Here is a 25,008-nt window from a genome sequence, read left to right as displayed (position 1 = left end):
GTCTCCTGGGTCTAGTTACGAAACGGCCATAGATGGAAGAAGCGGCGGATGCGCCGCCACACTTCTGCGAGCCCGTGCGGCTCGAACACCAGAAATCCGACGATCAGCAACCCGAACACGACGGTGCGCACGGGCGACAGGAATACGGTCATCTCGACGCCGCCGGGCAGCAGGTCGACGATGAGCTTGAGCAGCTCGGGCACCATGGTCATGAACACCGCGCCGAAGATGCCGCCCAGGATCGTGCCCATGCCGCCGACGATGATGGCTGCGAGGAAGAAGATCGACATCAGCAGCGGAAAGCTCTCGGGCGTGACCACGCGGAAGAAGTAGGCCCAGAGGCCGCCCGCGACGCCCGCGTAGAACGACGAGAGCCCGAACGAGAGCAGCTTGTAGCGCAGCAGCGGAATGCCCAGCACCTCGGCCGAAATGTCGCGGTCGCGGATCGCGATGAAGGCGCGGCCCACGCGCGTGCGAAACAGGTTGGCCGCACCGAGCACCATGAGCAGCATGACGGGCACGATCACCCAGTAGAGGCGGAACGAGGTGTCGAGCGGCAGCCCGAAGAACTGCGCAGGCGGCAGCGAGAGGCCCGAGGTGCCGCCCGTGAGCTTGAGGTTGGCGAACAGGAAGTGCGCGATGAACGACGCCGCGATGGTGGCAATGGCGAGGTACAGCCCCTTCACGCGCAGCGAGGGAATGCCGACGATCAGCCCGCCGAGCATGGCGACGATGCCGCCCGCGGCGATATTGACAAGGAAGGGCGTGCCGAGCCGCGTCTGCATGATCGCGACGGTGTATGCGCCCAGGCCCATGAAGGCTGCTTGCCCGAGGCTCACCAGACCCGTGTAGCCGGTAAGAATGTTGAGGCCCGTCGCACTCGCCACGTTGATGGCGACCAGGCAGGCCAGGTAGAGCCAGTAGTCGCTGGCCATGAACGGGAACAGCACCAGCAGTGCGGCGCCGATCGCGAGCCATACCTTCTGGGTGCGCGAGTCGAACAGCGCCGCGTCGGCTGTGTAGCTTTGCTTGAGGGTGCCGATGCGCATCAGAGCCTCTCGATCTCGTGCGTGCCGAAAAGACCGTACGGCCGCACCATCAGCACGAGCACCAGCACGATGAAGGTCGCAAGCAGCTTGTACTCGCCACCGAGATAAGACCCCGCCAGTGCCTCCACCAGCCCGATGAAGACACCGCCGACCAACGCCCCCAGCACGCTGTCGAGCCCGCCGACGATCACCACCACCAGCACCGAAAGCCCGAACACGCCCATCGACGACGAGATGCCGCCGATGGCGCCGACGATGATGCCGGCCACCGCCGCGATCATGGCCGAGGCCACCCATGCGAGCGAGAACACGCGCGGCACGTTGATGCCCATCGAGTAGGCCGCCGCCTGGTCGGAAGCAGTGGCCCGCAGCGCCACGCCGCCGCGCCAGAAGCGGAACAGCAACAGCACCATGCCGATCAGCACCACGGCAATCAGCGCGCCGTAGGCGATCTTCGGTGCAAGGAACGCGTCGCCGATCATCACCGGCGCGTTGGGCAGGAATTCGGGCAGCCGGCGCTGGTCTGCGGTCCAGATGATCTCGACCAGCCCGACGAGGATCGACGCAAGGCCCACCGTCACCATGAACACCGAGATCGGCGGCTCGCCCAGCAATGGCCGGATCATCGTGCGCTCGATCACCGCGCCCAGCAAGCCGGTGCCGATCACCGAGCCGAGCACGGCGAGCCAGATCGGCAGCGAGAAGCTCGCAGCAAAGGTGAAGAACAGGTACGCGCCGACCATCAGCATCTCGCCGATGGCGATGTTGACCACGTGCGTGGCCTTGTAGACCAGCACGAAGGCCAGCGCGGCCAATGCATAGAGCCCGCCGCCGGCAATGCCGGTGAGTGCGATCTCGAACAGGTAGGCCCAATCCATCAGGCCGCTCCCACCGCGGATTCGCCGCGCAGCCGCCGCCGCAGTTCGCCGACGTCGCCCGCGCCCAGGTAGGCGCGAATCACCTCGGGGTCGGCCTGCACCTGCGCCGGCGTGCCTTGCGCGATTACCTGGCCGAAGTTGAGCACCACGACGTGGTCCGACAGGTCCATCACCATGCCCATGTCGTGCTCCACCATCAGCACCGTGATGCCCCATTCGCGCCGCACGTCGAGAATGAAGCGCGCCATGTCCTCGGTCTCCTCGCGGTTCATGCCGGCCACGGGTTCGTCGAGCATCAGCACCTTGGGCTGCATGGCCAGCGCGCGCGCCATCTCCACGCGCTTCTGCAGGCCGTAGGGCAGGGCTGCGACCGAGGCGTGGCGGATGTGGTCGATCTCGAGGAAATCGATGATGCGTTCCTCCACGTCGCGCCGCAGCTCGGCTTCTTCGCGGCGCGCACGGCCCAGGTAGAACAGCGCGTCGAACACATTGGCCTTCAGGTGCGTGTGGCGGCCGAGCTTGATGTTGTCGAGCACCGTCATGCCGCGGAACAGCGCGATGTTCTGGAAGCTGCGCGCCAGGCCTAGCGCGGCGCGCTTCGGCGCGGGCAGGTGCGTGATGTCCTCGCCCTCGAACAGCACGCGGCCCTGCGCGGGCTTGTAGAAGCCGGAGATCGTGTTGAACAGCGATGTCTTGCCCGCGCCGTTGGGGCCGATCACCGCGGTGATCGAGCCGGGCGCCACGCCGAAACCCACGTTGGTCAGCGCCTTGACGCCGCCGAACGCGAGCGTCAGCGCATCCACCCGCAGCACGGATGCGGCTGGCGCGGAAAGGTCGTCCCGTATGGGCTCATCAGGCATGGCTAAGAGGGAGGTGCTGGCGTCAGGGTTTGTGTCCAGGACCAGAAAAGCTACTGGCCCGTAAAATTCCTACTGACGGGTAATGTCAAGGTTTGCCGCAGGCCGCGGCATCAGGACTTTCCCCGCCCGCACAAACCCCATGGCCCGTCCCGCCCCCATCGCATCCTCTCCCTCTGCGTCCCCCGCAGCGCCTTCTCCCTGGGCACCCGCCGGCAAGCGCGCGCAGCAGCGCGAGGTCAAGCGCAACGCCGTGCTCCAGACGGCGGCGCAGCTTTTCAACGAGCGCGGCTTCCATGCAACGTCGCTCGACGACATTGCCGAGCGGCTCAACGTCAGCAAGCCCACGCTCTATTACTACGTCGAGAGCAAGGACCAGATCCTGCTGGAGTGCGTGAAGACCGCGCTCGACCTGATGCAGGCCGGCATCGGCGAGGTGCGCGCCGCGGGCGGCAGCGCCATCGACCAGCTCAAGGCCTGCATGCGCATCTATTCGGGCGTGGTCACGCAGGACTTCGGCATGTGCGTGATCCGCATCGGCGAAGACCCGCTGCCCGCTCCGCTCAGGAAGGAGCTGCGGCGCCTCAAGGCCGGCATCGACGGGCAGTTCCGCCGGCTCATCGAGGATGGCGTGGCCGAAGGCTCGATCGCGCCCTGCGATCCCAAGATGGCCGCCTTCATGCTTGCCGGCGCGCTGAGCTGGATCGGCCGCTGGTACCGACCCGATGGCGACCTGACGCCCGACCAGATTGCCGACCAGGGCATCGAACTGCTGTTGAATGGCGTACTGAACCGCCCGGCCGCGCCGCGCCGCAAGCCCGCGGCGACGAAGGCCAGGTGAGCGGCCACCGAATCCAATTTTCAATCCAGGAGAGCGACACCATGACAACGCGCGACATCTTCGTGGTCGGCACCGCCCGCACCGCCATCGGCACCTTCGGCGGCGCGCTGAAGGACGTGCCCAACACCCAACTGGCCACCACCGCCGTCAAGGCGGCCATCGAACGCAGCGGCGTGGCGGCCGATGCCATCGGCCACGTGGTGATGGGCAATGTGATTCCCACCGACGTGAAGGACGCGTACCTGAGCCGCGTGGCCGCCATCGATGCGGGCTGCCCGATCGAGACGCCGGCCTTCAACGTCAACCGCCTCTGCGGCTCCGGCCTGCAGGCGATCGTGTCGGCCGCGCAGGCCATTGCGCTGGGCGACTGCGACATCGCCATCGGCGGCGGTTCGGAATCGATGAGCCGCAGCCCGTACTTCGACACCTCGGCGCGCTACGGCGCGCGCATGGGCGACGCGGTGCTGGTCGACTACATGCTGGGCATCCTGCACGACCCGTGGGAGAAGATCCACATGGGCATCACGGCCGAGAACGTGGCGGCGCGCTACGGCATCACGCGCGAGCAGATGGACGAACTGGCCGTGGCCAGCCAGCAGCGCGCGGCGGCCGCCATTGCGGCGGGCCGCTTCAAGGAGCAGATCGTTCCGGTCGAGGTGAAGACGCGCAAGGGCGTCGTGCTGTTCGACACCGACGAGCATGTGCGCGCCGACACCACCGTGGAGACGCTCTCGAAGATGAAGCCCGCCTTCAAGAAGGACGGCCTCGTGACTGCCGGCAATGCCTCGGGCATCAACGACGGCGCGGCCGCCGTGGTGCTGGCCAGCGGCGAGAGCGTCAAGGCGCGGGGCCTGAAGCCGCTGGCACGCCTGGTGGGCTATGCGCATGCCGGCGTGGAGCCCGCATACATGGGCATCGGCCCGGTGCCGGCCACGCGCAAGGTGCTGGAGCGCACGGGCCTGAAGGTCGCCGACTTCGACGTGGTCGAATCGAACGAAGCCTTCGCGGCGCAGGCCTGCGCGGTGATCAAGGAGCTGGGCTTCGATCCGGCCAAGGTGAACCCGAACGGCTCTGGCATTTCGCTGGGCCACCCGGTGGGCGCGACCGGCGCGATCATCACGACGAAGGCGATCGCAGAGCTGCACCGTACCGGTGGGCGCTATGCGCTGGTCACCATGTGCATTGGCGGCGGACAGGGCATTGCGGCGGTGTTCGAACGCGTTTGAAGGCACACTTGCGGGCATGCCCCGCGCCCCCATTCAGGTCGACCCCGACGAAGTCGAGTTCAGCGCCATCCGCGCGCAGGGCGCGGGCGGCCAGAACGTCAACAAGGTGTCGAGCGCGGTGCACCTGCGCTACGACATCCACGCGAGCTCGCTGCCTGCCGACGTGAAGGAGCGGATGCTCGCGCTGCGCGACAGCCGCATCACGCAGGAGGGCGTCTTCGTGCTGAAGGCGCAGCAGCATCGCACGCAGGAGATGAACCGCGCCGACGCGCTCGCCCGCCTGCAGGAGGTGGTCGACAGCGTGGCCACGCCGCCGCGCGTGCGGCGCGCCACCAAGCCGACCTACGGTTCGAAGCAGCGCCGGCTCGAAGGCAAGAGCCAGCGATCGCAGATCAAGAACCTGCGCGGACCGGTGCGGGACTGACCGGCTTGCCGCCGCGCAGCCGCTTGATCTGCAGTGTCACGCCGACCAGGTACAGCACGCCGAGCACCGCGGTGATCGCCTTGAGTTCGGGCGCATCGGCATTGGGCAGCAGGGGCGCGCCCAGCGGCAGGCGGGTCAGGGTTTCGGTGAAGGCCGGAATCCAGTGGAACAGGAAGCTGGCCGAGAAGGCCGCGGCTTCGACGTAGCGCGAGGCCTGGCCGAAGAGGGCGCCGCGGCCGGCGGCTGCACCCACGGCCAGTGCCGCGAGCGTCAGGATGCCCAGCGCATGCGGCTTGCCGAAGCCGCCGTGCTGGAAGATGCCGAAGCCGGTCAGGCACGTCAGCACGGTGGTCCACACGAAGATCCGGCCCCAGCCGGTGCGCAGCGTGATTTCCCTGTAGCGGAACAGGGCGACCAGCCCCGCGATCACGGCAATCAGGCTGATCGCGGTGTGGACAATGCCAAGGGACGTGAGTCCCAGCCATCCTGTTTCAGCCATGCGGATCTCCTCGGAGTCGTGGTGGCGCGATTCTGGCCGGGCACGGGCAATTTGTCTTCACCGTTAAGCCTCCGCTAAGCTGGCGGACGCGGGCCGCAAGCACAATAGGCGCCATGAGAGCCTCCATCCGACACGCTTTGCCGGCCTTCCTGCTGGCGCTGGGCGCCGTTGCCTTGGCAGGCTGCGAGCCGGCCGCCGACAGCGCCTCGGCTGCGGCGGGTGCCGTGCAGGAGCTCAAGTGGGAAGAGCTCGTTCCCAAGAACTGGGACCCGACCAAGCGCTACCGCAACCTGAGCCTGGAGTCGCTGCGCGACAACGATCCGCGCGCGATCCAGATGCTCGACGAGATGCGCGCCGTCTGGGACAACGCGCCGGTCAACGTGGCGCTCGATGGCACGGCCGCGCGGCTGTCGGGCTTCGTCGTCCCGCTGGACAACACGCAGGCCGGCATCCGCGAGTTCCTGCTGGTGCCGTACTTCGGTGCCTGCATCCACACGCCGCCGCCGCCGGCCAATCAGATCGTGCACGTGGTTGCGGCCGACACCGTGAAGGGCCTGCACGCGATGGACACGGTGCGCGTGAGCGGCCTGCTGAAGGCAGCGCGCTATTCCTCCGTGGACATGGGCGTGAGTGGCTACGAGATCAAGTCGGCCTCGGTGGAGCCTTTCGTCGCGGCGCGCTGAGGTGGTCTTGATGGCGTGGCCGCCCGGGCCTTCGTTCAGCTGCCGTCGTCGCTTTTCGGCAGGGGCACTGCCGGCACGTCGGTCCCCTGCGTCAGCGCCGCCAGCGCCTCGCCGTCGGTACGGTAGCTGAACAGCATCGGCCCCGGTGCGAGCAGGCCGGCGCGCTCCAGCACCTGCATGGCCGGCAGCTTCAGGCCGCTCAGGTGCAGGCGCACGCCCTTGGCTTCCATCATCCGGCGGATCGAGCCGAACACTTCGGCACCCGTGATGTCGATGCGGTTGATGGGCTGCGCAAAGAGGCACACGTCGGTGAGTTCGGGGCGCTCGGCCAGCGCGGTCGTGAGCGCGCGTTCGAGCGTGGAGGCCGAAGCGAAGTCGAGCTCGGCATCCATGCGCAGCGCATAAAGCTGCGGTGCCAGCGGCGGCAGCTTCCAGAGGTTGCGGTCGCGCAGGCTGCCGTCGGGATGCAGGCCCACCTCGACGATGCGCGGATGCAGGTGGCGGTACATGTAGTGCGCCAGGCTCGCGAGCAGGCCGCCCAGCACGCCCCAGTAGATGCTCGGCGCCGTGGCAATGGTCAGCACGAAGGTGCCGAACGAAATGCCCGCTTCGATGCGCGACACGCGCCAGAGCGCGACGAAGCTCGCCGGCTTGACCAGCCCCAGAATGGCCGTGACCACCACCGCCGCCAGCACCGCCTGCGGCACGTGATAGAGCAGCGGCATCAGCCACAGCAGCGCGCCGGCCACCACCACCACGCTGAACAGCGTGGCCCAGCCGGTCTGGGCGCCCGCATACAGCGTGATGGCCGAGCGCGAGAACGACGAGCTGGTCGGAAAGGCGCCAGTGAAGCCCGAGGCCAGCTTGGCCAGGCCCTGGCCGATCAGGTCCTGGTTCTCGTTCCAGAGCGTGCCGGCGCGCGCGTTGTCTACCTTGGCGCTCGACGCGGTCTCGAGAAAGCTCACGAGCGTGATCATCAGCGCGGGCAGCACCAGCGCGCTGAACGTGTTCAGCGGCAGCAGGCCCGGCCAGTAGAAGGAAGGCAGGCCCGAAGGCAGGCTGCCCACCACGGCCCCGCCGCGCAATGCGTAGTTGATGCTCCAGCTGATGGCCGCGGCGCCCGCCACCAGCGCCATGGTGGTCGGGAAGCGCGGCGCGAGCCGCTTGCCGAGCCACAGCACGGCGATGCTGCCGAGTCCGAAGGCGATGGCGACCAGGTCGGGCGGCGGCCCGCCTTGCAGCACCTGGGGAAGGGTGCGCCCCGTGAAGCCGAGCAGCGCCGGCAGCTGCGAAATGGCGATCAGCACCGCCGCGCCCTGCGTGAAGCCGATCAGCACCGGCGAGTTGACCAGCCGCAGCAGCCAGCCGAAGCGCCCGATGCCCAGCACGATCTGGATCGCGCCCGACATCAGCGTGAGCCACACCGCCATTTCCACCCATTCGGCGCTGCCGGGCACCGCCAGCGGCGCGAGCGATGCACCCACCAGCAGGCTGGTGAGCGCCGTGGGCCCGACCGACAGCCGCTGCGACGAACTGAAGATCACCGCGATGAGCGCCGGAAAGAGCGCCGCATACACGCCGGTGACCAGCGGCATGCCCGCCAGCGCCGCGTAGGCCACGCCCTGAGGAAGGACCATCAGCGCCACCGTGATGCCGGCAATTGCCTCGTTGCGCAGCAGCGCCGCGGAAGGACGGGGCCAGGCCAGGCAGGGAACCCAGCGCGCGATGCGCTGGCGCAGGGAAGAAGAGGAGGAGGGGGTGGCTGCCGGATTCATGGATGGTGGGTGGCTTGCTGGCGATTGTCCTGCGCCACCGCAGGGGGAAACCTGCGCGGCCATTTGGGCCGCGCGCATGGAGAGCAACTAGACCAGCGAACTCGCGTTCTCGAGCACGTAGTCGCAGGCCTTCTCCTTCACCTTCGACGAGAGCATCTTGAAGTTCAGCGTCTTGCCGTCGCCGCCCTTGAGCAGCCCCTTGGCGCCGCTCGCGAAGCCGGTTTCCTGCTGCTTCTGTCCGGTGATCTTGGCCAGCAGCTTGTCCTTTACCGAGGCCGCATCGCCGCCGAGATAGTTGTTCTTGACGCAGTACTGCAGCACGCCGGCCGCATTGCCCATGGTGCTGGAGCCGATCGCGGGCATCTTGAAGCCGAGGTTCTCGCCGAGGGCAGAACTGCCGCCCGAGGAGCCCATCTGGTCCTTGAGCTTGCCGAGCAGGTCCGATTGGGCCGAGACCGAGGCGCCGGCCGCAACCAGCGCCATGGAAATCAGTGCGGTGCGAAAACGCATGATGACGAACTCCCGTCTGTAGAGGTGAATGAAGATTCCATCGTCAGCATACCCCCGACGGAACCCCGGTTTCACGGGCGGCGGAAGAGCAGCACCGAATTCGTGCCGCCGAATGCGAAGGAGTTGCTCATGGCCGCCTCGATGTTGGGCGCGCTGGTATCGTGCTGCGTGACGAGGTTCAGGCTGCAGGCCGGATCGACCTCGCTGCAGTTCGCGTTCGGCGGCAACTGGCGGCGATGCAGTGCCAGCACCGTGATGAGCGCCTCGATGGCGCCCGCGGCCCCGAGCATGTGGCCGTGCAGCGCCTTGGTGGAGCTGACGCGCAGGCTGTCCAGGTCATCGCCCCACACATCGGCCAATGCGTTGCGCTCGACCACGTCGCCGATGCGCGTGGCCGTGCCGTGCGCGTTGCAGTAGCCCACGTCGCGCGGCGCGAGGCCGGCCTGCCGCAGGGCTTGGCGCAGTGCGCGCGCCTGGCCGGGTGCGTCGGGCTTCGTGAGATGGGTGGCGTCGCTGCCGAGGCCCCAGCCGGCCAGCGTGGCGTAGCTGCGGGCGCCGCGGCCGCGCGCGCGTTCGGCGGATTCGAGCACCAGGAAGGCCGCGCCTTCGCCCAGCGCAAAGCCGCTGCGGTCGCTTGCAAAGGGCCGCACCGCGCCGGCCGCTTCGCCGGGCTGGAAGCTGGCCAGGGTCTGCATCGCCTGCCAGGCCAGCACCACGCCCGGCACGATCAGCGCTTCGCTGCCGCCGGCAATGGCCATGTCGACTTCGCCGCGCTCGATGGCCTTGGCCGCTTCGGCAATGGCCACCGACGACGAGGCGCAGGCGACCGAGTAGGTCAGCACCGGTCCCTGCACCCCCTGGCGCATGGCCACGTGGGCCGCGGGCGCGTTGGGCATGAAGGCGGGAATGGTGAGCGGAGACACCCGCCCGTTGCCGCGGTAGGCGGCCTCTAGCGCCGCGGCGCCGCCCATGCCGCAGCCGGCGTAGACGCCGACACGTTCGGGATCGGCGTCGTTGTTGGCGGCAAGACCGGCATCGCGCAGCGCGAGGTCGGCGGCGGCCACCGCGAGCTGGCTCACGCGGTCGACGCCGGCGAGCTGCAGTTTGGTGAACCAGCGTGTTTCGTCGAAGGCCACCAAGGCCGCGGCGGCGGGCTTGGGCAGTTCGGGAAAGATCGGCCGGATGGCCGACTGGCCGTCGAGCAGGGCCTGGAATAGTGCGCCGGGCTCGTCGCCGTGCGGCGCCACGACGCCCAGTCCGGTGACGCAGACCTCGTGCTTCACGCTGTCTTCGCGGCCCTGACCTTGTCGACCAGCACCGCCAGCTCGGTCAGCGTGTCGATGTTGGCGTCTTCATCGGGCATGGTGATGCCGAAGTGGTCTTCGATGGCAAACAGGAACTCGGCCAATGCCAGCGAGTCGAGCCCGCCGGTTTCGCGCATCGATGCGTTGGGGTCGAGTTTCGACGGTTCGATACCGTACTTCTCGTGGATCAGGTCCTGCAATTCCTTCAGCGAACTCATCGTGCGATGCCTGTTGTCGTGTGCCGGCCGCTGATCGATCGCCGCCCTCGGGGCGCGCCATGGGATCGACCCCTTCCTCGCTCGGCTTCTGGGTCAGTGATGGCCAATGATATCCGCTCCCACCAGGGTATTGCCTCGGTGCATGCCCTCCGGCCGCCAGCGCAGCGAAGGGAGCGCGAAGGCCATTCCCAGCAGCGCGCCGGCCAGCGCGTCGAGCACCACGTGCTGCTTGACGGCCAGCGTCGAGTACGCGATGGCGGCAAACCACAGCCAGTTGGCAAGGCGCAGAAAGACCGGCGTGCGCGCCTCGCGCAGCACATGGTCCAGCCGGATCGCCGTGAAGATGGCCACGGCCACGTGCATCGAGGGGCAGGCGTTGCCCGCGGCATCCACGCCCTGCAGCATCGCAAAGCCGGGATAGCCCGACACGTCGATGGCCAGCGGCGGTATCTGCGTCGGCCAGAAATAGAAGAGGCCCAGGCCCGTCAGGCACAGCGCGCCGATCCACAGGCCGTAGACCACCAGCTCGCGGAAGTTGGGCTGCAGGCCGGGTGCGACGCCCACGTAGACCCACAGCGAGAGGTAGGCGCCCAGCGTGTAGGGCTGGAACGGAATCAGGTGGTCCAGCGCCGTGAGCGGCATCACCACGACCGGGTAGGCCGGGTTGCGCAGCATGTGGAAGTAGCCGATGAAGAAGAGCCAGGTGAAGACCGTGGTGCCGATCGCCTTGAGCCAGAAGAGACGGCGAATGCGCGCGCCGATGTCTGCGGTCCAGGTCTGGGGGCTGTGCGTTCGCGGAAGGGGCGCCATGGGCAGGTGGGTCGGTGGTCCGTGGTTTTAGTCGGCCGGCCGATCTTGCCAGAGCGCCGTGACGCTACGGCGCAGTTCAGGCGAGCGCGGCGGATCGCTTCTTGTGCTGGAACGAGGTCGGCGAGCGTCCGGTGGCGGCCTTGAACATGGCGCAGAACGCGCTGTCGGTGGCATAGCCGCTGGCAGCCGCCACCTGGCTCACGGCCATGCCGCGCGCCAGCAGCGGCAGCGCATGCGCCATCACGGCCTGCTGCCGCCACTGCTGCCAGCTCATGCCGAGCTGGTCTCGGAAGAGCCGCGCCACGGTGCGCTCGCTGGCGCCGATGGCGGCGGCGCGCTCGGCCAGGGTCGCGCGGTCGGCCGGGTTGCGCAGCAGCGTCTCGCACAGCTGGCGCAGCCGCTTGTCGGAGGGCAGCGGCACGTCGATGCGGATCTGCGTGGCGCGCTCGAGTTCGTCCACCAGCAGCGGGGCGATCATGCGTTCGCGCTGCGGTGCGTGGGGGTCGGCCGGCGGCAGGCCGTCGGGCGTGGTGTCGAGCGCAAGCATCAGCGCGCGCAGCAGCGGGCTGATTTCGAGCACCTCGCACTTTTCCCAGGGCGGGCCGAGCCAGGCATGCAGGTACACGGTGCGCAGCTCGGCGTCTTCGATCAGCATGATGCTGTGCGGCATGTTGGCCGGCACCCAGACCGCGCGCGAGGGCGGCACGATGTAGCTGCCGTCCTGCGTGCTGAGCCGGATCACGCCCCGGGTCGAGAAAGTGAGCTGCGGCCACGGGTGCTGGTGCAGTTCGACGAAGGTGTCGGCGCTCAGGAAATGTTCCTTGGCGCGCAGCGGCCTGACCGCGTCGGGTGCGTAGAGATGCGGCGTGAGCGAGGCGACGCTGGTGACCGGGGAAGGGAGTGAAACGGCGCTTGGCATGGTTTCGACAAATGTTGTCGCTGTATCGCCATTCTGCCGCGGCGAGCGGGCATAGCATCGGTGCCTGCGCGGTTTTTTGTAGCAATCCATGTCTTCCTCTTCCTCCCCGACAGCCACTCCTTCCACCAGCCTGCGCGGCGATGCTCAGCTCATTGGCCTGGTCGGCCTGGCCCATGCCATCAGCCACTTCAGCCAGCTGATCCTGGCGCCGCTGTTCCCCTGGCTCAAGGACGCGTTCAACGTGAGCTACACCGAGCTGGGCGCGGTGCTGACGGTGTTCTTCGTGGTCTCGTGCATCGTGCAGGCGGCCTCGGGCTTCGTCGTCGACAAGCTGGGGCCGCGGCCGGTGCTGTTCGTGGGGCTGGGCGCGCTGGCCCTGGCGGCTTTCGGCTATGCGCTGGCCCAGAGCTACTGGATGCTGCTGCTGTGCGCCGTCGTGGGCGGCATCGGCAACGGCGTGTTCCACCCGGTCGACTACACGCTCTTCAACCGCAAGGTGGCGCCGACGCGGCTCGGCCACGCCTACAGCGTGCACGGCATCACCGGCAGTCTGGGCTGGGCGCTGGCGCCGGCCTTCGTGGTGCCGATTGCCATCGCCTTTTCGTGGCGCGTGGCGCTGGCTTCGGCCGGTGCGCTGGCCATCGTGGTGCTGCTGGTGCTCTGGGCCTACCGCGGCGTGCTGGCGCTCGACGTGAAGGCGGTGCACAAGGCCACCGGGCACGGCGAGCCGGCACCCATCGGCGGCGAGTTCGACTTCCTGCGCATTCCGGCCGTGTGGATGTGCTTCGGCTTCTTTTTCTTCTATGCCGTCGTGATCAGCGTGGTGCAGACCTTCGCGCCGGTGGCGGCCGGCCACCTGCACGCGGTGCCGGTGGCGCTGGTGGCGGTGTGCCTCACGGTCTACATGGTGGCAAGCGCGGCCGGCATGGTGGCGGGCGGCTTCCTGGCTTCGGATCCGTCGCGCTGCGAACGCATCGTCGGCATCGGCTTCGGGGTGGCGGCCGCGCTGGCACTGGTGCTGGCCTTTGCGCAGTTTCCGCCGGTGATGGTGCCGGTGCTGTTCGGCGCCATGGGGTTCGTGTCGGGCGTTGCGGGCCCTTCGCGGGACCTGCTGGTCAAGCGCTCGACGCCGCCCAATGCCACCGGGCGTGTCTACGGCGTGGTGTATGCGGGCCTGGACATCGGCCAGGCGCTGGCGCCGCTGGTGTTCGGCCGCTTGATGGACCATGGCCAGTACACGAGCGTGATCGCAGGCCTGGCGCTGGTGCAGGCCGTGCTGATTGCCAGCGCCTTCAACGTGACCCGGGTGCGCCGCACGGCGCTGGTGCCTGCCTCGGCCTGATCTCCCGCGGATTTCGTCTCACGCCGTGGGCAGGATCTCGCGCACGCGCTCCCAGGGCCGGCACATCAGCGTGCCGCGCGGCGAGACGACGATGGGCCGCTGCAGCAGGATCGGGTTCGCGACGATGAAGTCGAACAACTGGTCGTCGCTCCACTTCGGATCGGCCAGCTTCAGCGCTTCGTAAGGCGCTTCCTTCGTGCGCAGCAGGTCGCGCGCGCCCAGGCCCATGGCCTTGGCCAGCTCGCGCAGCTTCTTCTTCGAGGGCGGGGTCTCCAGGTACAGGACGATCTCGGGCTCCACGCCGCTCTCGCGGATCAAGCCCAGCACGTTGCGCGAAGTGCTGCAGTTGGGCTTGTGGAAGATGGTCATCGGGTAGTCGGTGGTCGGGGTGCCTGCGGCCATGGCGTTGTCGTCAGTCTTTCTTTGTTTCCTGGTCCATCGTGAAGGGAAAGCGCGCCGCCCAGAAATCGGCCAGGCGTGGATCGGCATCCACGCGCCGCACCACCCGGGCCATGCGCGGCGCCTCGCGGTAGAAGCGCCTGCGCTGCGGCGTCCAGCGCGACAGCACGGTCACGTAGAGATCGAGCATGCTGATCTTCTCGCCGAGCAGGTAGGGCGCGGGCTCGTCGATCTGCGTGTCCATCAGGTGCCAGCAGTGCGCGATGCGCTCGGCCGTGCGTTCGAGCATCGCAGCCTGCGCTGCCGGATCGGGCGTGAGGCGCGTGGGGTCGTCGCGCACCCAGTAGAGCGAATAGATCGCCGCCGGCAGGTAGACCATCCATCGCAGGTAGCGCGCGCGCAGCGGATCGCCGGGCGCGGGGCAGAGGCCGGCTTCGGGATAGCGGTCGCCGAGCCAGATCAGGATGGCCGCGCTCTCGGTCATCACCTCGCCCGAAGGCAGCACGATCGCGGGCACCTGCCGCATCGGGTTGATGCCCGAGACGCGTTCGCGCTCGGACTCCCCCTCCCATGGCGAGACGTCGACCACGTCGACCTGCGCGCCGATCAGCGTCAGCGCCGCATGAACAGGCGTGGCGCCCGAGCCGGGCGCGCCGTAGAGGGTGTAGCGGTCGTTCGAGGAAGCGGATGAGGAAGTCATCCGCCCAGATTACTGCAGCTGTGCGCCGGTTGTCACGCGGCCAGCAAGGCGTCGGCCTTCTTCAGGCCCTCGAGCGTCTTCACGCAGGCCTCGGCCACTTCGGTGCCCTTGACGGCGAAATGGCGGTGGAAGTACTTGCGGTGCTCCACATGCTCATGGAAGTGGTGCGGCGTGAGCACGGCCGAGAAGATCGGCACGTCGGTCTCGAGCTGCAGCGACATCAGCGTGCTGACCACGGTGCCGGCCACGAACTCGTGGCGGTAGATGCCGCCATCGACCACCAGCGCGCAGCCCACGATGGCCGCGTACCTGCCCGAGTTGGCGAGCCGCTTGGCATGCAGCGGAATTTCGAAGGCGCCGGGCACGTCGAAGATGTCGATCAGTTCGCGGGCCACGCCGAGCCGCTCCATTTCGGCAAGGAAGGCGTCGCGCGCCTGGTGGACGATGTCGGAATGCCATTGCGCCTCGACAAAGGCAATGCGCTCGCCGCGCGGCTTGCCCGGCGCGTTGACGGCGGAAAGGGGAAGGTCGTTGATCTGACTCATGGTGTGCCTCTTGAAAGCAGGTTTCCTGAATCAGGGCGCACGAAACCGCAGGGCAGCACGCGCGCCATTGCAAAAAGGGATTGCAAAGCGCGCGAGCCGGCCCGCATTTCGCGCTCTCTTTCATCCGGACTGTGACCGTCGGCTTCGGAATTGCACCGAAATCTGCTGACCCCGCAGCCCGTTGCAGGCCTCGGGCGCTCGCGGGCTCGTGCGGCTCTTCTCTCGAAGAAACCGCCATTACCGCCGGTGGGGAGTTTCGCCCCGCCCTGAGAACGCTTGCCGTCCGGCATGCCGGGCGACGGTGCGATTCTAGGAGCGGCCGGCAGCGCCGGTTGTCGCCCGCGCGCCAGACCTTCGGTGGCGCGGGGATTTTCGCCGTGCGCGGGATGCGTGCGGCTCAGCGCTTCGCGAGGAACTGCGTCATCCGATGCAGTTCGTCGTCGAGCGCCGCGCGGAACACCGCATCGCGGGGCTTGCGGCCGGCGTAGCCGAACGCGGGCTGCAGCCGGCCTCCGGGCACGGTGATGTTGGCCCAGCCGATCACGCGCTCATGCCAGAGCAGAGGCAGCGCGTAGTAGCCGAACTGCCGCTTCGGCGCCGGCGTGTAGGCCTCGAACTTGTACGTCCAGCCCCACAGCAGCTCGAAGCGGCGGCGGTCCCACACCACGGGATCGAAGGGCGCGAGCAGGCGCACTTCTTCGTCGGGTGCATGGCGCCGCGAGGCCGGGTTCTCGTCGCCGGGCCAGTACCAGGTGGTGCCGTCGATACGGCAGCTCGCGAGCCGTTCGTCGCGTGCCAGGCGCAGCGCGGCCTGCGTCTGCGCCGACAGATGCGGTGCGCCGTAGCCGAGCAACCGCACGAGATACGTCAGGCTCGCGGCCGGCAGCGGCGCGTACTTGCGCACCACCAGGTCGATGAGCGCGGCGGCGCGTTGCGCGCGGCCGGCGGGGCTGTCGTCGGCCGGCACATGCGTCACGGCCTCGTAGACGCGTGTGCCGCTGTCGCGCCGCACCACGCGCAGCATGCCGCGGTAGTGCAGGCCGTCGAGCAGCCGCGTCGTCGCATTGCTCGAGCCGCCCCAGTAGTTCTTGACGCTGCCGTGTGCAAAGTGCTGTTCGACTTCACGCGGATGCACCGGCCCGCGCTCGCGCACGAAAGCCAGCACGTCGGCCGCCTTGCGCTGGGTGTCGGCGTCCCACGCGCGCCTGGCTTCGCGCGGATGCATCAGCGCCAGGTGCTCGCGCGGCAAAAATCCGTAGTTGACGAGGCAGTCTTCCTCGATGGCGAGGCGGGTGTAGCGGCTTTCGAGATCGCCCGCGCGGTAGTCCTTCACGCGGTGGCGCAAGGTCAGGTCTTGCGCGCGCGCAGGGGCGCGGATCGGGTCGGCCTGCACGAAGCCGAGCCGGCGGATCGCGCCCGGCAGCGTGGTCGGTTTGAAGAGGGTGCGCGCTATGGCGTAGCGGCGCAGGTCGTCCAGGGTCGGGGTGGCCATGGGGCGGATTGCAGCACAACCTCGAATGCCTTCGCTAGACGGCTTGCTTGTGCCGTTCGATACACACGTCGAGCGTCTCACTGCCGGTCCGCTGCCACCAGTCGAGATTCGAAAATATCTCGACTTCGCTGAATCCCGCGAAGCCTGCAGCTTCGACCCAGCCGCGGATCTTCTTGAGCTCGACCACGCCGTCGCCCATCATCCCGCGATCGCTCAGCAGGTCGCGCGTAGGCGTGAGCCAGTCGCAGACGTGGTATGCCAGCAGCCGTTCATGGCCGGCGCGGGCGATCTGCTGCTGCAGTTTCGGATCCCACCACACGTGGTAGATATCCAGCGCCACGCCCAGCATGCCGCTCTTGCCCGTGTCGAGCTCGTCGCAGATGTCGAGCGCGTGTTCGAGCGTGTTGATGCAGGCGCGGTCGGCCGCCTGCATCGGGTGCAAGGGCTCGATGGCCAGCGGCATGCCGACTTCGCGTGCGTATTCAAGCGATGCGGCAATGCCGTCGTGCACCTCGCCGCGCGCACGGGCGATGTCCTTGTAGGCGGCCTTGCCGTCGAGCGCGCCGGGCAGGGCGCCAACCACCAGCACGAGGCAGGGCGCATCGAGCGTCTTGGCTTCGTCGATGGCCCGGCGGTTGTCGTCGAGCGCAGCCTTCAGGCCCGCTGCATCGGCCGCCGGAAAGAAGCCGCCGCGGCAGTAGCCCGAAAGGCCGATGCCATGCGCCTTCAGCTGCTTTGCGACCTTGTCGAGCCCGACCGCCGCCACCTGGTCGCGCCAGGGGCTGATCGCGCGGATGCCGCGTTCAGCGCACTGGTCGATGATGCGGTCGAGCGGCACCTCCGAGCCTGATTGCTTGCGGATGGTCGCGGTGTTGATCGACAGCCAGTCGTGGTTCTGCGAGAAGTCACGCATGAGCGGGCTCAGCCTTCCACGCCGTGCAGCGCAAGCAGCGTCTTCATGCGCCGCACAGCCAGCTCCGGCTGCTCCAGCAGGTTGGCCGCGTCGGCCAGCCGGAACAGCTCGGCAAAGTGCTGCAGCGAGCGCGTGCTCTGCTGGCCGCCGACCATCGTGAAGTGCTTCTGGTGGCCGTTGAGCCAGGCCATGAACACCACGCCGGTCTTGTAGAAGCGCGTGGGCGCCGCAAAGATGTGGCGCGACAGCGGCACCGTCGGGCCGAGGATCGCGTGGAACTTCTCGGTATTGCCCTGGGCCAATGCGCCCAGCGCCGCGCTCGCTGCGGGTGCGATGGCGTCGAAGATGCCGAGCAGCGCGTCGCTCTTGCCGTGCGTCGGCTCGCTGCCAAAGCCGTCACCGGCGATCAGCTCGGCGTAGTTGAAGTCGTCGCCCGTGTACATGCGAACACCGGCCGGCAAGCGGCGGCGCATCGCGATTTCCTTGTCCTTGTCGAGCAGCGAGATCTTGATGCCGTCGACCTTGTCGGGGTGCGCCGCGATGATGCCGATCGCGGTGTCCATCGCGGCGTCGACGTCCTTCGTGCCCCAGTAGCCGGCCAGCGCCGGGTCGAACATCTCGCCCAGCCAGTGCAGCACGACCGGCTGCTTCGCCTGCGACAGGATGCGGTCGTACACGCGCTCGTAGTCGGCAGGGCTCTTGGCCACGCGCGCCAGCGCACGACTCGCCATCACGATCAGCTTGCCGCCGAGCGCCTCGATGGCGGCCATCTGCTCTTCATAGCCGCGGATCACGTCGTCGACGCTCTTCACCTCGTCGAGGTTCAGGTGGTCGGTGCCGCAGCCCGAGGCCACCAGCGCGCCGGGCACGTCCTTCGCGGCGTCGAGCGAACGGCGGATCAGCTCGAGCGAGGTCGGCCAGTCCAGGCCCATGCCACGCTGCGCCGTGTCCATGGCCTCGGCCACGCCCAGGCCCAGCGAGAACAGGTGGCGGCGGTAGGCGATGGTCGTGTCCCAGTCGACGGCGGCCTGCAGCCACGGGTCGACCGCGGCGAGCGGATCGGCCACCACGTGCGCGGCCGAGTAGGCGATGCGGTTGAATTTCACGCCTGCATCGGGCTTGACCGGTGCGGTGCCGCGCAGGGCGTAGGGCGCGAGCGCACCGCTCGCGGTGGGAAGGGTCAGCGTCAGTGCCATGGCTTGTTCTTCTTCAGACCTTCAGCGCGGGCACGTCGACCCAGCGGCGGTCCTTCCACGACTCCAGCGCGGCCTCGACCAACTGCACGCCCTTGGCGCCTTCGGGCAAAGTCCACTTGTAGGGCTCGTTCTCGACCACGTGGCGAATGAAATGCTCCCACTGGATCTTGAAGCCGTTGTCGTAGACCTGCGAATCCGGAATTTCCTGCCACTGGTCGAAGAAGTTCATCGTCTGCTTCTCGTCCGGGTTCCAGATCGGTCGCGGCGTGGCCACGCGCGACTGGGCGCGGCAGCTCGACAGGCCCGCCACGGCCGAGCCGTCGGTGCCGTCGACGTGGAAGGTCACGAGGTCGTCGCGGCGCACGCGCGTGACCCAGCTCATGTTGATTTGCGCGATCACCGGCTCGCCGTTGTGGCCCGTGAGTTCGCAGGTGGCGTAGGCCGCGTCGTCGGCGGTGGCTTCGTAGGGCTTGCCGGCTTCGTCCCAGCGCTTGGGGATGTGGGTGGCGCCAATGCACGAGACCGACTTCACTTCGCCGAACAGGTTGTCCAGCACGTAGCGCCAGTGGCACATCATGTCCAGGATCATGCCGCCGCCGTCTTCCTTGCGGTAGTTCCAGCTCGGGCGCTGGATGGGCTGCAGGTCGCCCTCGAACACCCAGTAGCCGAACTCCAGGCGCACGCTGAGCATGCGGCCGAAGAAGCCGGCGCGGCGCAGCATGTCGAGCTTGCGCAGGCCCGGCAGGAAGAGCTTGTCCTGCACGGCGCCGTGCTTCAGGCCGGAGCCTTCGGCCAGCCGCGCGATCTCCACCGCTTCATTCAGGTTGGTGGCGATCGGCTTCTCGCAGTACACGTGCTTGCCGGCGCGGATGGCCTTGGCCAGCAGCGTGGGGCGCATCTGCGTGGTGCCGGCGTCGAAGAAGATGGTGTCGTCCTTGTTGGCCAGTGCGGCGTCGAGGTCGGTGCCCCAGCGCGCGATGTTGTGGGCCTTGGCGAGTGCTTCCATCTTCTCGGCGTTGCGGCCGATGAGGATCGGGTCGGGCATGACCTTGTCGCCGTTCGACAGCGTGACGCCGCCTTGCGCGCGGATTGCGCAGATGGAGCGGATCAGATGCTGGTTCATGCCCATGCGTCCGGTGACGCCGTGCATGATGATTCCGAGTCGTTGTGTAGCCATGTCTTCTGCTGAAAGAGGTTGGAGAGAAAGAAGGAGAAGGAATTACTGCGCCGGCGTCAGGCCGGCGGCCTTGACCAGCGTCGCGTTGGACTTGATTTCGTCCTTGATGTAGGCGTCGAACTGCTCGGGCTTGAGCGTCCACGCATCGGCGCCGAGCTTCAGGAAGCGTTCCTTGACCTCGGGCGAGGCCAGCGCCTTCACGACTTCTTCGTTGAGGCGGTTGACGATCTCGCGCGGCGTCTTGGCCGGCGCCATCATGCCGATCCAGAAGTTGAACTCGGAGCCGGGCACGCCGGCCTCGGTGGTGGTCGGCACGTCGGGCAGGGCGGCGGCGCGCTTGGGCGAGCCCACTGCCAGTGCGAGCAGCTGGCCATCCTTGATCTGGCCGATCACCGGCGCGATGGGCGAGAAGTAGTAGTCGACCCGGCCCGACAGCACTTCGGTCACGGCCTCGGCCGAGCCCTTGAACGGGATGTTGGTCGCATCGATCTTTGCGGCCAGCTTGAACTTCTCGGCGTTGAGGTGGGTCGCGCTGCCCTGGCCCGCGGACGCGAAGTTGATGGTGCCCGGCTTGGCCTTGGCCGCCGCGACCAGTTCCTGCAGCGTCTTGATGCCCTTGGCGGGCGAGATCACCAGCGCGTTGGGCAGCGACGAGATCGGCGTCACGCCGGCGAAGTCGTTCACCGTGTCGAAGGGCAGCTTTGCGAAGGTGGAGGGGCTGACCGTGTGCGACGACGAGTGAATCATGATCGTGTAGCCGTCCGGCGCAGCCGTGGCCACCGCCTGCTGGCCGATGGTGCCGCTGGCGCCGCCGCGGTTGTCCACCACCAGCGTCTGCCCCATGCTCTGGCCCATCTTGTCGGCAATGGCACGCGCAATGATGTCGGTGGTGCTGCCGGCCGCGAACGGCACGATCACGCGGATCGGCTTGTTGGGATACCCGTTCTGCGCCGACGCCAGGCCCGGCATCAGGGCGGCGAGGCAGGTGAGCGTGGCCAGTGCGGTGGTGCGTACAAGTTGCTTCATGGTTGTCTCCGTGCGGGCGGGCCGCCTTGTCTTGTCGATTAATTCACCAATAAGTGAATTAACGATTTTAGAAAGGCCAGCCCCGCAGTGCAACCGCTGCGAATTGGTAGATACCCGGAGAAGTGGCGCCCGCCTGCGGGCCTAGTGCAGGACGTAGCCCAGCACGAGGTCGGTCATGTGGGAGAGGCGCTGCGCCATGGCCTTGGGGGCGCGCAGGTCACGGCCGAAGACGGCCGACAGCGTGTGGTTGTTCGAGAGGTAGAAGTAGCACAGCGAGGCGATCGAGATGTAGAGCTGCACCGGGTCCACCCCGGCGCGGAACAGCTTGTCGCGCTTGCCGCGTTCGAGCACCGTGTCGAGCAGCTGCACCAGCGGCGAGTTCATTTCCTGGATGCGCTCGGAGCGCTTCAGGTGCGCGGCGCAATGCAGGTTCTCGCTGTTCAGCAGCGTGATGAACTCGGGGTGCTCCAGGTAGTAGTGCCAGGTGAACGAAACCAGCTGGCGGATGGCCTCGACCGGATCGATCTCGTCCAGGTGCAACTGCTGCTCGGCCTCCCGGATGTCGGCATAGGTGCGTTCGAGCACTGCGAGGAACAGGTCGTCCTTGCTGCCGAAGTAGTAGTAGATGAGGCGCTTGTTCAGGCCCGCACGCGCGGCGATGCTGTCCATGCGCGCGCCGGCCAGGCCGCGCTGGGCGAACTCGTCGCGTGCCGATGCAAGGATGGCGAGTTGCGAGCGGTCGGCATCGCGCGAGCGCGGCTCGGCCGTTTCGGGCAAGGGATCCTTGGTGGCTTTCATGGCGCGAATTTAACCATTTGGTGAATTAACGCAAGGCATCGGGGGTGGGCGCACATAATTGCCGGAGACATTGCAGCTGAGGTTCGACTTCCCATGAGTACATCACAACCCGCCGGCCACCTGATCGTCGAATGCCTGGTCGAGCAGGGCATGGAGATTGCGTTCGGCGTGCCCGGCGAGAGCTTCCTGGCGGTGCTCGACGGCTTCCACGCCTACCGTGAGCGGGCCCGCTTCATCGTCAACCGGCAGGAGGGCGGTGCGGCCTTCATGGCGGAGGCGCACGGCAAGCTCACGGGCCGCCCGGGCGTGTGCTTCGTGACGCGCGGGCCGGGCGCCACCAATGCATCGATCGGCGTGCACACCGCGTTCCAGGATTCGACGCCGATGGTGCTGTTCGTCGGCGACGTCGGCAGCGACTTCCGCGACCGCGAGGCTTTCCAGGAGGTCGACTACGGCAGCTTCTTCGGACCCAGCACCAAGGGCTTTGCCAAGCGCGTGGAGCGCATCGACGACGCCAACCGCATTCCCGAATACGTGGCGCGCGCCTTTGCCACCGCGATGAACGGCCGTCCGGGGCCGGTGGTGCTGGTGCTGCCCGAGGACATGCTGCGCAGCCAGACCTCGGCGCGGCCGCTGAAGCGCGTGGAGGCGGTCCAGCCGTGGAGCGACCCGGGCGCATTGCGCACCTTGCGCGAGCTGCTGCTGAAGTCCGAGCGGCCGCTGGTGATCGCGGGCGGCGGCGGCTGGACGGCACAGGCCGCGCAGGCGCTGCAGCGCTTCGCCGAAAACTGGCGGCTGCCGGTGGCCAATGCCTTTCGCTTCCAGGACACCTTCGACAATCACCATCCGCTGTACGTGGGCGATGTCGGCATTGCGATCAACCCCAAGCTCGCGCAGCGCGTGAAAGACAGCGACCTGATCATCGCCATCGGTCCGCGGCTTGGCGAGATGACCACCGGCGGCTATACGCTGCTCGAGGCGCCGAAGGCCCAACAAAAACTGGTGCATATCCACGCGAGCGCCGAGGAACTCAACCGCGTCTACCAGGCCGACCTGGCCATCAACGCCGGCATGAGCGCCGCCGCGCGCAGCCTGGAGGTGCTGAGCGCACCGCCCACGCTGCCGTGGGAAGAATGGGCGGCGCAGGCCCATGCGGACTACGAGGCGAACCTCGAGCCGCAGGCGCTCGTCGGCATGCCGGCCGAAACGCCGCGCGGCCCGGTCGACATGGCCGCGGTGGTCGCGCTGCTGCAGAAGCACCTGCCGCCGGACGCAGCCATCACCAACGGCGCCGGCAACTTCGCGAGCTGGGTACACCGCTACTTCCGCTATCAAGGCTTGGCAAAGGGCCACAAGACGCAGCTGGCGCCCACCAGCGGCGCCATGGGCTACGGCGTGCCGGCGGGCATCGCGGCCAACCTGGCGACGGGACGCATGGCCTTCACGATTGCGGGCGACGGCGATTTCCTGATGACCGGGCAAGAGCTCGCGACTGCTGTGCAGCACGGAGGCAAGAGCATTGTCGTGCTGCTGAACAACGGCATGTTCGGCACCATCCGCATGCACCAGGAGCGCGAGTATCCCGAGCGCGAGAGCGGCACCGCGCTGCGCAACCCCGACTTCTGCGGCCTCGCGCGCGCCTACGGCTACGCGGCCGAGCGTGTGACGGAAACCGCGCAGTTCGAGGCCGCGCTGCTGCGCGCGCTGGCGGCCGAGACGGGCACGCTGATCGAGATTCCGCTCGACCCCGAGGTGATCACCACGCGCGGCACGCTCGCGTCGATCACTCGGGCGGCACAGGCGCGGGGCTGAAGAGAGCCGCGGCGCGCGGTTGCCGCAGGCGAAAAAAAAAGCCGGCATGAGCCGGCTTTTTGATGCGGGAGCGCGAGGCCCCCGAGTGCTTACTTGACGTGCTTGCCGATCAGCGCGGCCAGTTCGAACATCGACACTTGCGGCTTGCCGAAGATTTCCTTCAGCTTGGCGTCGGCGTTGATGTTGCGCTTGTTGGCCTTGTCCTGCAGGTTGTTCTTCTTGATGTAGTCCCACAGCTTGCTCACGACTGCGGTGCGCGGCAGTGGCGTCGAGCCCACAACGGCGGCGAGTGCCGGGCTGGGGGTCAGGGCCTTCATGAACGCGGCGTTGGGCGTGCGCTTCTTGGCGGGTGCGGCCTTCTTTGCAGGGGCCTTCTTCGCCGGAGCAGCCTTCTTTGCAGGAGCCGCAGCCTTCTTTGCGGGAGCAGCCTTCTTGGCCGGTGCGGCCTTCTTCGCAGGAGCCGCAGCCTTCTTTGCGGGAGCGGCCTTCTTTGCCGGAGCTTTCTTGGCCGGAGCCTTCTTTGCAGTTGCCATGGTTGATTTCCTTTTTTGGTTGAACAGTCACCAATGAAAAACTTGCGTCTCCAGTGGCATTGCGGATGCTAAAGGAGAAAAAACGCGTTTCCAAGGGAAAAAGAGCTTTTTTCATTGGGAGCTGTTGTTTTTTCAGAGGGGAGAACCCCCGGTTTTCAGCTTCGGCGTGCGGGCCAGGTCGCCAGCACCACGCCAGCGAGCGCAAGAGCGAACGCAAGCAGTTGTGCCGCAGAGAGGCTTTCACCGAGCACCAGCACGCCCACGAGGGCCGCGCTCACGGGCAGCATCACGGCAAACACGCCCGCTTGCGCAGCAGGCACATGGCGCAATCCGGTCATCCAGAGCCACACGGTCCAGATGCTCGCTGCAAGCGCGTAGACCACGAGCAGTGCCCAGGTGCCCAGGCGCACCGCCGTGAAGTCGAACTGCAGCGCGAACCAGATGCCGAAGGGCATCGACAGCACGAAGCCCCAGAGGTTGATGAGCGAGGAGATCCGCTTGGGGCCGAGGCGGCCGGTGAGCGACTTGCCGATCACCGCGTAGGCGGTTTCGCAAAGCACCGCGCAGAAGACGAGCAGGTTGCCGAGCCACGGCATCGAAGCCGACGCGGCGCCGTTGTCGCCCGCTGCGGGTGCATGCGCCGGCGCAAGGGCCAGCAGGCCGATGCCGATCGCAGCGCAGCCGATGGCCAGGCCGATGCGCACCGTGATGCGCTCGCGCAGGAAGAGCCAGCTCGCGACCGCCACGGCTGCCGGGATCGAAGCCATGATCACGCCGGCGGACACCGCGCTCGTCAGGCTCACGCCGAACAGCATGCAGATCGAGAACAGGAAGTTGCCGAGGAACGATTCGAGAAAGACCAGCCCGCGCGTGCGTGCGCTCATCGGCGGTTCGCCCGGTGCGCGCCGCAGCCAGTGCGGCATGGCCAGCGCCGCGATGCCGAAGCGCAGCCAGGCGAGCAGCAGCACCGGGAAGGCCGCCACCAGCGGCTTGGAGAGGGCGACGTAGCCGCCGACGAGCGACATGCTCAGGGCCAGGCAACCATAGGCCAGCAGGCGGCTGGCGGGAGCAGCGGTGTTCAA

27 protein-coding genes and 1 riboswitch are annotated in these 25,008 nt (G+C 67.7%); of the genes, 6 read left to right on the top strand and 21 right to left on the bottom strand.

Going from position 1 to position 25,008, the window contains the following annotated elements; genetic code table 11:
- Positions 1-11: 11 nt before the first annotated feature.
- Genes L1081_RS10980 through L1081_RS10970 form a run of 3 tightly spaced genes read right to left on the bottom strand, consistent with a single transcriptional unit; the run spans position 12 to position 2,787 of the window.
- Positions 12-1,049, bottom strand: a complete 1,038-nt coding sequence (locus L1081_RS10980; RefSeq protein WP_489416442.1) for an ABC transporter permease subunit — start codon at positions 1,047-1,049, stop codon at positions 12-14.
- The gene (locus tag L1081_RS10975; protein ID WP_489416441.1) at positions 1,049-1,927 is read right to left on the bottom strand and encodes an ABC transporter permease subunit; all 879 of its coding nucleotides are present in this window, start codon (positions 1,925-1,927) and stop codon (positions 1,049-1,051) included. The genes L1081_RS10980 and L1081_RS10975 overlap by 1 nt, the downstream gene beginning before the upstream one ends.
- Positions 1,927-2,787: an ATP-binding cassette domain-containing protein gene (locus L1081_RS10970; RefSeq protein ID WP_489416440.1), complete on the bottom strand. Its 861-nt coding sequence runs from the start codon at positions 2,785-2,787 to the stop codon at positions 1,927-1,929. Before L1081_RS10970 ends, L1081_RS10975 begins: the two co-directional genes overlap by 1 nt.
- 139 nt (positions 2,788-2,926) lie before the next feature.
- Here L1081_RS10970 and L1081_RS10965 point away from each other — a divergent pair, with 139 nt between their 5' ends.
- From L1081_RS10965 to arfB, 3 genes are read left to right on the top strand one after another with little or no spacing between them, the layout of a single operon-like run.
- Complete coding sequence (locus tag L1081_RS10965) at positions 2,927-3,625, top strand: TetR-type transcription factor C-terminal domain-containing protein (RefSeq protein WP_489416439.1); 699 nt, start codon at positions 2,927-2,929, stop codon at positions 3,623-3,625.
- Positions 3,626-3,666: 41 nt separating this feature from the next.
- A complete protein-coding gene (locus L1081_RS10960) occupies positions 3,667-4,851 on the top strand; it encodes a beta-ketothiolase BktB (protein WP_489416438.1) in 1,185 nt (394 codons plus the stop codon).
- A gap of 16 nt (positions 4,852-4,867) precedes the next feature.
- Positions 4,868-5,275: an alternative ribosome rescue aminoacyl-tRNA hydrolase ArfB gene (gene arfB, locus L1081_RS10955; RefSeq protein WP_489416437.1), complete on the top strand. Its 408-nt coding sequence runs from the start codon at positions 4,868-4,870 to the stop codon at positions 5,273-5,275.
- On the opposite strand, the gene L1081_RS10950 is transcribed toward arfB, so the two are convergent.
- The gene (locus L1081_RS10950; protein ID WP_489416436.1) at positions 5,244-5,774 is read right to left on the bottom strand and encodes a hypothetical protein; all 531 of its coding nucleotides are present in this window, start codon (positions 5,772-5,774) and stop codon (positions 5,244-5,246) included. The genes arfB and L1081_RS10950 overlap by 32 nt on opposite strands.
- Positions 5,775-5,887: 113 nt before the next feature.
- On the opposite strand from L1081_RS10950, the gene L1081_RS10945 reads away from it, so the two are divergent.
- The gene (locus L1081_RS10945) at positions 5,888-6,457 is read left to right on the top strand and encodes a DUF3299 domain-containing protein (protein WP_489416435.1); all 570 of its coding nucleotides are present in this window, start codon (positions 5,888-5,890) and stop codon (positions 6,455-6,457) included.
- A 35-nt stretch (positions 6,458-6,492) separates the two neighbouring features.
- On the opposite strand, the gene L1081_RS10940 is transcribed toward L1081_RS10945, so the two are convergent.
- From L1081_RS10940 to L1081_RS10915, 6 genes are all read right to left on the bottom strand, one after another.
- On the bottom strand, positions 6,493-8,232 hold the full coding sequence (locus tag L1081_RS10940) for a SulP family inorganic anion transporter (protein ID WP_489416434.1): 1,740 nt from the start codon (positions 8,230-8,232) through the stop codon (positions 6,493-6,495).
- Between the two features lie 87 nt (positions 8,233-8,319).
- Positions 8,320-8,742, bottom strand: coding sequence for a DUF2501 domain-containing protein (locus L1081_RS10935; RefSeq protein ID WP_489416433.1), 423 nt, complete (start codon positions 8,740-8,742; stop codon positions 8,320-8,322).
- 71 nt (positions 8,743-8,813) lie between these two features.
- Positions 8,814-10,025 carry a beta-ketoacyl synthase N-terminal-like domain-containing protein gene (locus tag L1081_RS10930; protein ID WP_489416432.1) on the bottom strand — a complete coding sequence of 404 codons (1,212 nt, stop codon included), beginning with the start codon at positions 10,023-10,025 and terminating at the stop codon, positions 8,814-8,816.
- Positions 10,022-10,264, bottom strand: a complete 243-nt coding sequence (locus L1081_RS10925) for an acyl carrier protein (protein ID WP_307654415.1) — start codon at positions 10,262-10,264, stop codon at positions 10,022-10,024. Before L1081_RS10925 ends, L1081_RS10930 begins: the two co-directional genes overlap by 4 nt.
- Positions 10,265-10,357: 93 nt before the next feature.
- A complete protein-coding gene (locus tag L1081_RS10920; protein WP_489416431.1) occupies positions 10,358-11,074 on the bottom strand; it encodes a phosphatase PAP2 family protein in 717 nt (238 codons plus the stop codon).
- A 76-nt stretch (positions 11,075-11,150) separates the two neighbouring features.
- Positions 11,151-11,993: an AraC family transcriptional regulator gene (locus L1081_RS10915; RefSeq protein WP_012746986.1), complete on the bottom strand. Its 843-nt coding sequence runs from the start codon at positions 11,991-11,993 to the stop codon at positions 11,151-11,153.
- A gap of 88 nt (positions 11,994-12,081) precedes the next feature.
- Here L1081_RS10915 and L1081_RS10910 point away from each other — a divergent pair, with 88 nt between their 5' ends.
- Positions 12,082-13,335, top strand: a complete 1,254-nt coding sequence (locus L1081_RS10910; protein ID WP_489416430.1) for an MFS transporter — start codon at positions 12,082-12,084, stop codon at positions 13,333-13,335.
- 18 nt (positions 13,336-13,353) lie between these two features.
- Here L1081_RS10910 and arsC read toward each other — a convergent pair whose 3' ends face one another.
- From arsC to L1081_RS10865, 9 genes are all read right to left on the bottom strand, one after another.
- Entirely contained in the window at positions 13,354-13,737 is a 384-nt protein-coding gene (gene arsC, locus L1081_RS10905) for an arsenate reductase (glutaredoxin) (protein WP_489416429.1), read from the bottom strand.
- 10 nt (positions 13,738-13,747) lie between these two features.
- A complete protein-coding gene (locus tag L1081_RS10900) occupies positions 13,748-14,434 on the bottom strand; it encodes a glutathione S-transferase N-terminal domain-containing protein (RefSeq protein WP_489416428.1) in 687 nt (228 codons plus the stop codon).
- Positions 14,435-14,466: 32 nt separating this feature from the next.
- Complete coding sequence (locus L1081_RS10895; protein ID WP_489416427.1) at positions 14,467-14,979, bottom strand: 6,7-dimethyl-8-ribityllumazine synthase; 513 nt, start codon at positions 14,977-14,979, stop codon at positions 14,467-14,469.
- A gap of 108 nt (positions 14,980-15,087) precedes the next feature.
- Positions 15,088-15,257, bottom strand: a riboswitch (FMN riboswitch).
- 119 nt (positions 15,258-15,376) lie between these two features.
- Complete coding sequence (locus L1081_RS10890; protein ID WP_489416426.1) at positions 15,377-16,471, bottom strand: DNA glycosylase AlkZ-like family protein; 1,095 nt, start codon at positions 16,469-16,471, stop codon at positions 15,377-15,379.
- A gap of 34 nt (positions 16,472-16,505) precedes the next feature.
- On the bottom strand, positions 16,506-17,384 hold the full coding sequence (locus L1081_RS10885) for a TIM barrel protein (protein ID WP_489416425.1): 879 nt from the start codon (positions 17,382-17,384) through the stop codon (positions 16,506-16,508).
- Positions 17,385-17,392: 8 nt separating this feature from the next.
- Complete coding sequence (locus tag L1081_RS10880) at positions 17,393-18,580, bottom strand: DUF993 family protein (protein ID WP_489416424.1); 1,188 nt, start codon at positions 18,578-18,580, stop codon at positions 17,393-17,395.
- A gap of 13 nt (positions 18,581-18,593) precedes the next feature.
- Positions 18,594-19,757: a Gfo/Idh/MocA family protein gene (locus tag L1081_RS10875; RefSeq protein ID WP_489416423.1), complete on the bottom strand. Its 1,164-nt coding sequence runs from the start codon at positions 19,755-19,757 to the stop codon at positions 18,594-18,596.
- Positions 19,758-19,799: 42 nt separating this feature from the next.
- Entirely contained in the window at positions 19,800-20,783 is a 984-nt protein-coding gene (locus tag L1081_RS10870; protein WP_489416422.1) for a tripartite tricarboxylate transporter substrate-binding protein, read from the bottom strand.
- A gap of 141 nt (positions 20,784-20,924) precedes the next feature.
- Positions 20,925-21,581 carry a TetR/AcrR family transcriptional regulator gene (locus L1081_RS10865; protein WP_319431514.1) on the bottom strand — a complete coding sequence of 219 codons (657 nt, stop codon included), beginning with the start codon at positions 21,579-21,581 and terminating at the stop codon, positions 20,925-20,927.
- A gap of 93 nt (positions 21,582-21,674) precedes the next feature.
- On the opposite strand from L1081_RS10865, the gene L1081_RS10860 reads away from it, so the two are divergent.
- Positions 21,675-23,393: a thiamine pyrophosphate-dependent enzyme gene (locus L1081_RS10860; protein ID WP_489416421.1), complete on the top strand. Its 1,719-nt coding sequence runs from the start codon at positions 21,675-21,677 to the stop codon at positions 23,391-23,393.
- 89 nt (positions 23,394-23,482) lie between these two features.
- Here L1081_RS10860 and L1081_RS10855 read toward each other — a convergent pair whose 3' ends face one another.
- Positions 23,483-23,926: an SWIB/MDM2 domain-containing protein gene (locus L1081_RS10855; RefSeq protein ID WP_012747003.1), complete on the bottom strand. Its 444-nt coding sequence runs from the start codon at positions 23,924-23,926 to the stop codon at positions 23,483-23,485.
- Positions 23,927-24,081: 155 nt separating this feature from the next.
- Entirely contained in the window at positions 24,082-25,008 is a 927-nt protein-coding gene (locus L1081_RS10850) for an EamA family transporter (RefSeq protein WP_489416420.1), read from the bottom strand.

The organism is Variovorax sp. MSC1_012, assembly GCF_023667525.1.
In the GTDB taxonomy this organism is placed as follows: domain Bacteria; phylum Pseudomonadota; class Gammaproteobacteria; order Burkholderiales; family Burkholderiaceae_C; genus Variovorax; species Variovorax beijingensis_B.
This window is presented reverse-complemented; position numbering and strand designations above follow the sequence as displayed.

Excerpts from the sequence above, each read along its gene's own strand:
- L1081_RS10980 (WP_489416442.1), bottom strand. The coding sequence starts at position 1,049 with ATGCGCATCGGCACCCTCAAGCAAAGCTACACAGCCGACGCGGCGCTG.
- L1081_RS10975 (WP_489416441.1), bottom strand. The coding sequence starts at position 1,927 with ATGGATTGGGCCTACCTGTTCGAGATCGCACTCACCGGCATTGCCGGC.
- L1081_RS10970 (WP_489416440.1), bottom strand. The coding sequence starts at position 2,787 with ATGCCTGATGAGCCCATACGGGACGACCTTTCCGCGCCAGCCGCATCC.
- L1081_RS10965 (WP_489416439.1), top strand. The coding sequence starts at position 2,927 with ATGGCCCGTCCCGCCCCCATCGCATCCTCTCCCTCTGCGTCCCCCGCA.
- L1081_RS10960 (WP_489416438.1), top strand. The coding sequence starts at position 3,667 with ATGACAACGCGCGACATCTTCGTGGTCGGCACCGCCCGCACCGCCATC.
- arfB (WP_489416437.1), top strand. The coding sequence starts at position 4,868 with ATGCCCCGCGCCCCCATTCAGGTCGACCCCGACGAAGTCGAGTTCAGC.
- L1081_RS10950 (WP_489416436.1), bottom strand. The coding sequence starts at position 5,774 with ATGGCTGAAACAGGATGGCTGGGACTCACGTCCCTTGGCATTGTCCAC.
- L1081_RS10945 (WP_489416435.1), top strand. The coding sequence starts at position 5,888 with ATGAGAGCCTCCATCCGACACGCTTTGCCGGCCTTCCTGCTGGCGCTG.
- L1081_RS10940 (WP_489416434.1), bottom strand. The coding sequence starts at position 8,232 with ATGAATCCGGCAGCCACCCCCTCCTCCTCTTCTTCCCTGCGCCAGCGC.
- L1081_RS10935 (WP_489416433.1), bottom strand. The coding sequence starts at position 8,742 with ATGCGTTTTCGCACCGCACTGATTTCCATGGCGCTGGTTGCGGCCGGC.
- L1081_RS10925 (WP_307654415.1), bottom strand. The coding sequence starts at position 10,264 with ATGAGTTCGCTGAAGGAATTGCAGGACCTGATCCACGAGAAGTACGGT.
- L1081_RS10920 (WP_489416431.1), bottom strand. The coding sequence starts at position 11,074 with ATGGCGCCCCTTCCGCGAACGCACAGCCCCCAGACCTGGACCGCAGAC.
- L1081_RS10915 (WP_012746986.1), bottom strand. The coding sequence starts at position 11,993 with ATGCCAAGCGCCGTTTCACTCCCTTCCCCGGTCACCAGCGTCGCCTCG.
- L1081_RS10910 (WP_489416430.1), top strand. The coding sequence starts at position 12,082 with ATGTCTTCCTCTTCCTCCCCGACAGCCACTCCTTCCACCAGCCTGCGC.
- arsC (WP_489416429.1), bottom strand. The coding sequence starts at position 13,737 with ATGGCCGCAGGCACCCCGACCACCGACTACCCGATGACCATCTTCCAC.
- L1081_RS10900 (WP_489416428.1), bottom strand. The coding sequence starts at position 14,434 with ATGACTTCCTCATCCGCTTCCTCGAACGACCGCTACACCCTCTACGGC.
- L1081_RS10895 (WP_489416427.1), bottom strand. The coding sequence starts at position 14,979 with ATGAGTCAGATCAACGACCTTCCCCTTTCCGCCGTCAACGCGCCGGGC.
- L1081_RS10890 (WP_489416426.1), bottom strand. The coding sequence starts at position 16,471 with ATGGCCACCCCGACCCTGGACGACCTGCGCCGCTACGCCATAGCGCGC.
- L1081_RS10885 (WP_489416425.1), bottom strand. The coding sequence starts at position 17,384 with ATGCGTGACTTCTCGCAGAACCACGACTGGCTGTCGATCAACACCGCG.
- L1081_RS10880 (WP_489416424.1), bottom strand. The coding sequence starts at position 18,580 with ATGGCACTGACGCTGACCCTTCCCACCGCGAGCGGTGCGCTCGCGCCC.
- L1081_RS10875 (WP_489416423.1), bottom strand. The coding sequence starts at position 19,757 with ATGGCTACACAACGACTCGGAATCATCATGCACGGCGTCACCGGACGC.
- L1081_RS10870 (WP_489416422.1), bottom strand. The coding sequence starts at position 20,783 with ATGAAGCAACTTGTACGCACCACCGCACTGGCCACGCTCACCTGCCTC.
- L1081_RS10865 (WP_319431514.1), bottom strand. The coding sequence starts at position 21,581 with ATGAAAGCCACCAAGGATCCCTTGCCCGAAACGGCCGAGCCGCGCTCG.
- L1081_RS10860 (WP_489416421.1), top strand. The coding sequence starts at position 21,675 with ATGAGTACATCACAACCCGCCGGCCACCTGATCGTCGAATGCCTGGTC.
- L1081_RS10855 (WP_012747003.1), bottom strand. The coding sequence starts at position 23,926 with ATGGCAACTGCAAAGAAGGCTCCGGCCAAGAAAGCTCCGGCAAAGAAG.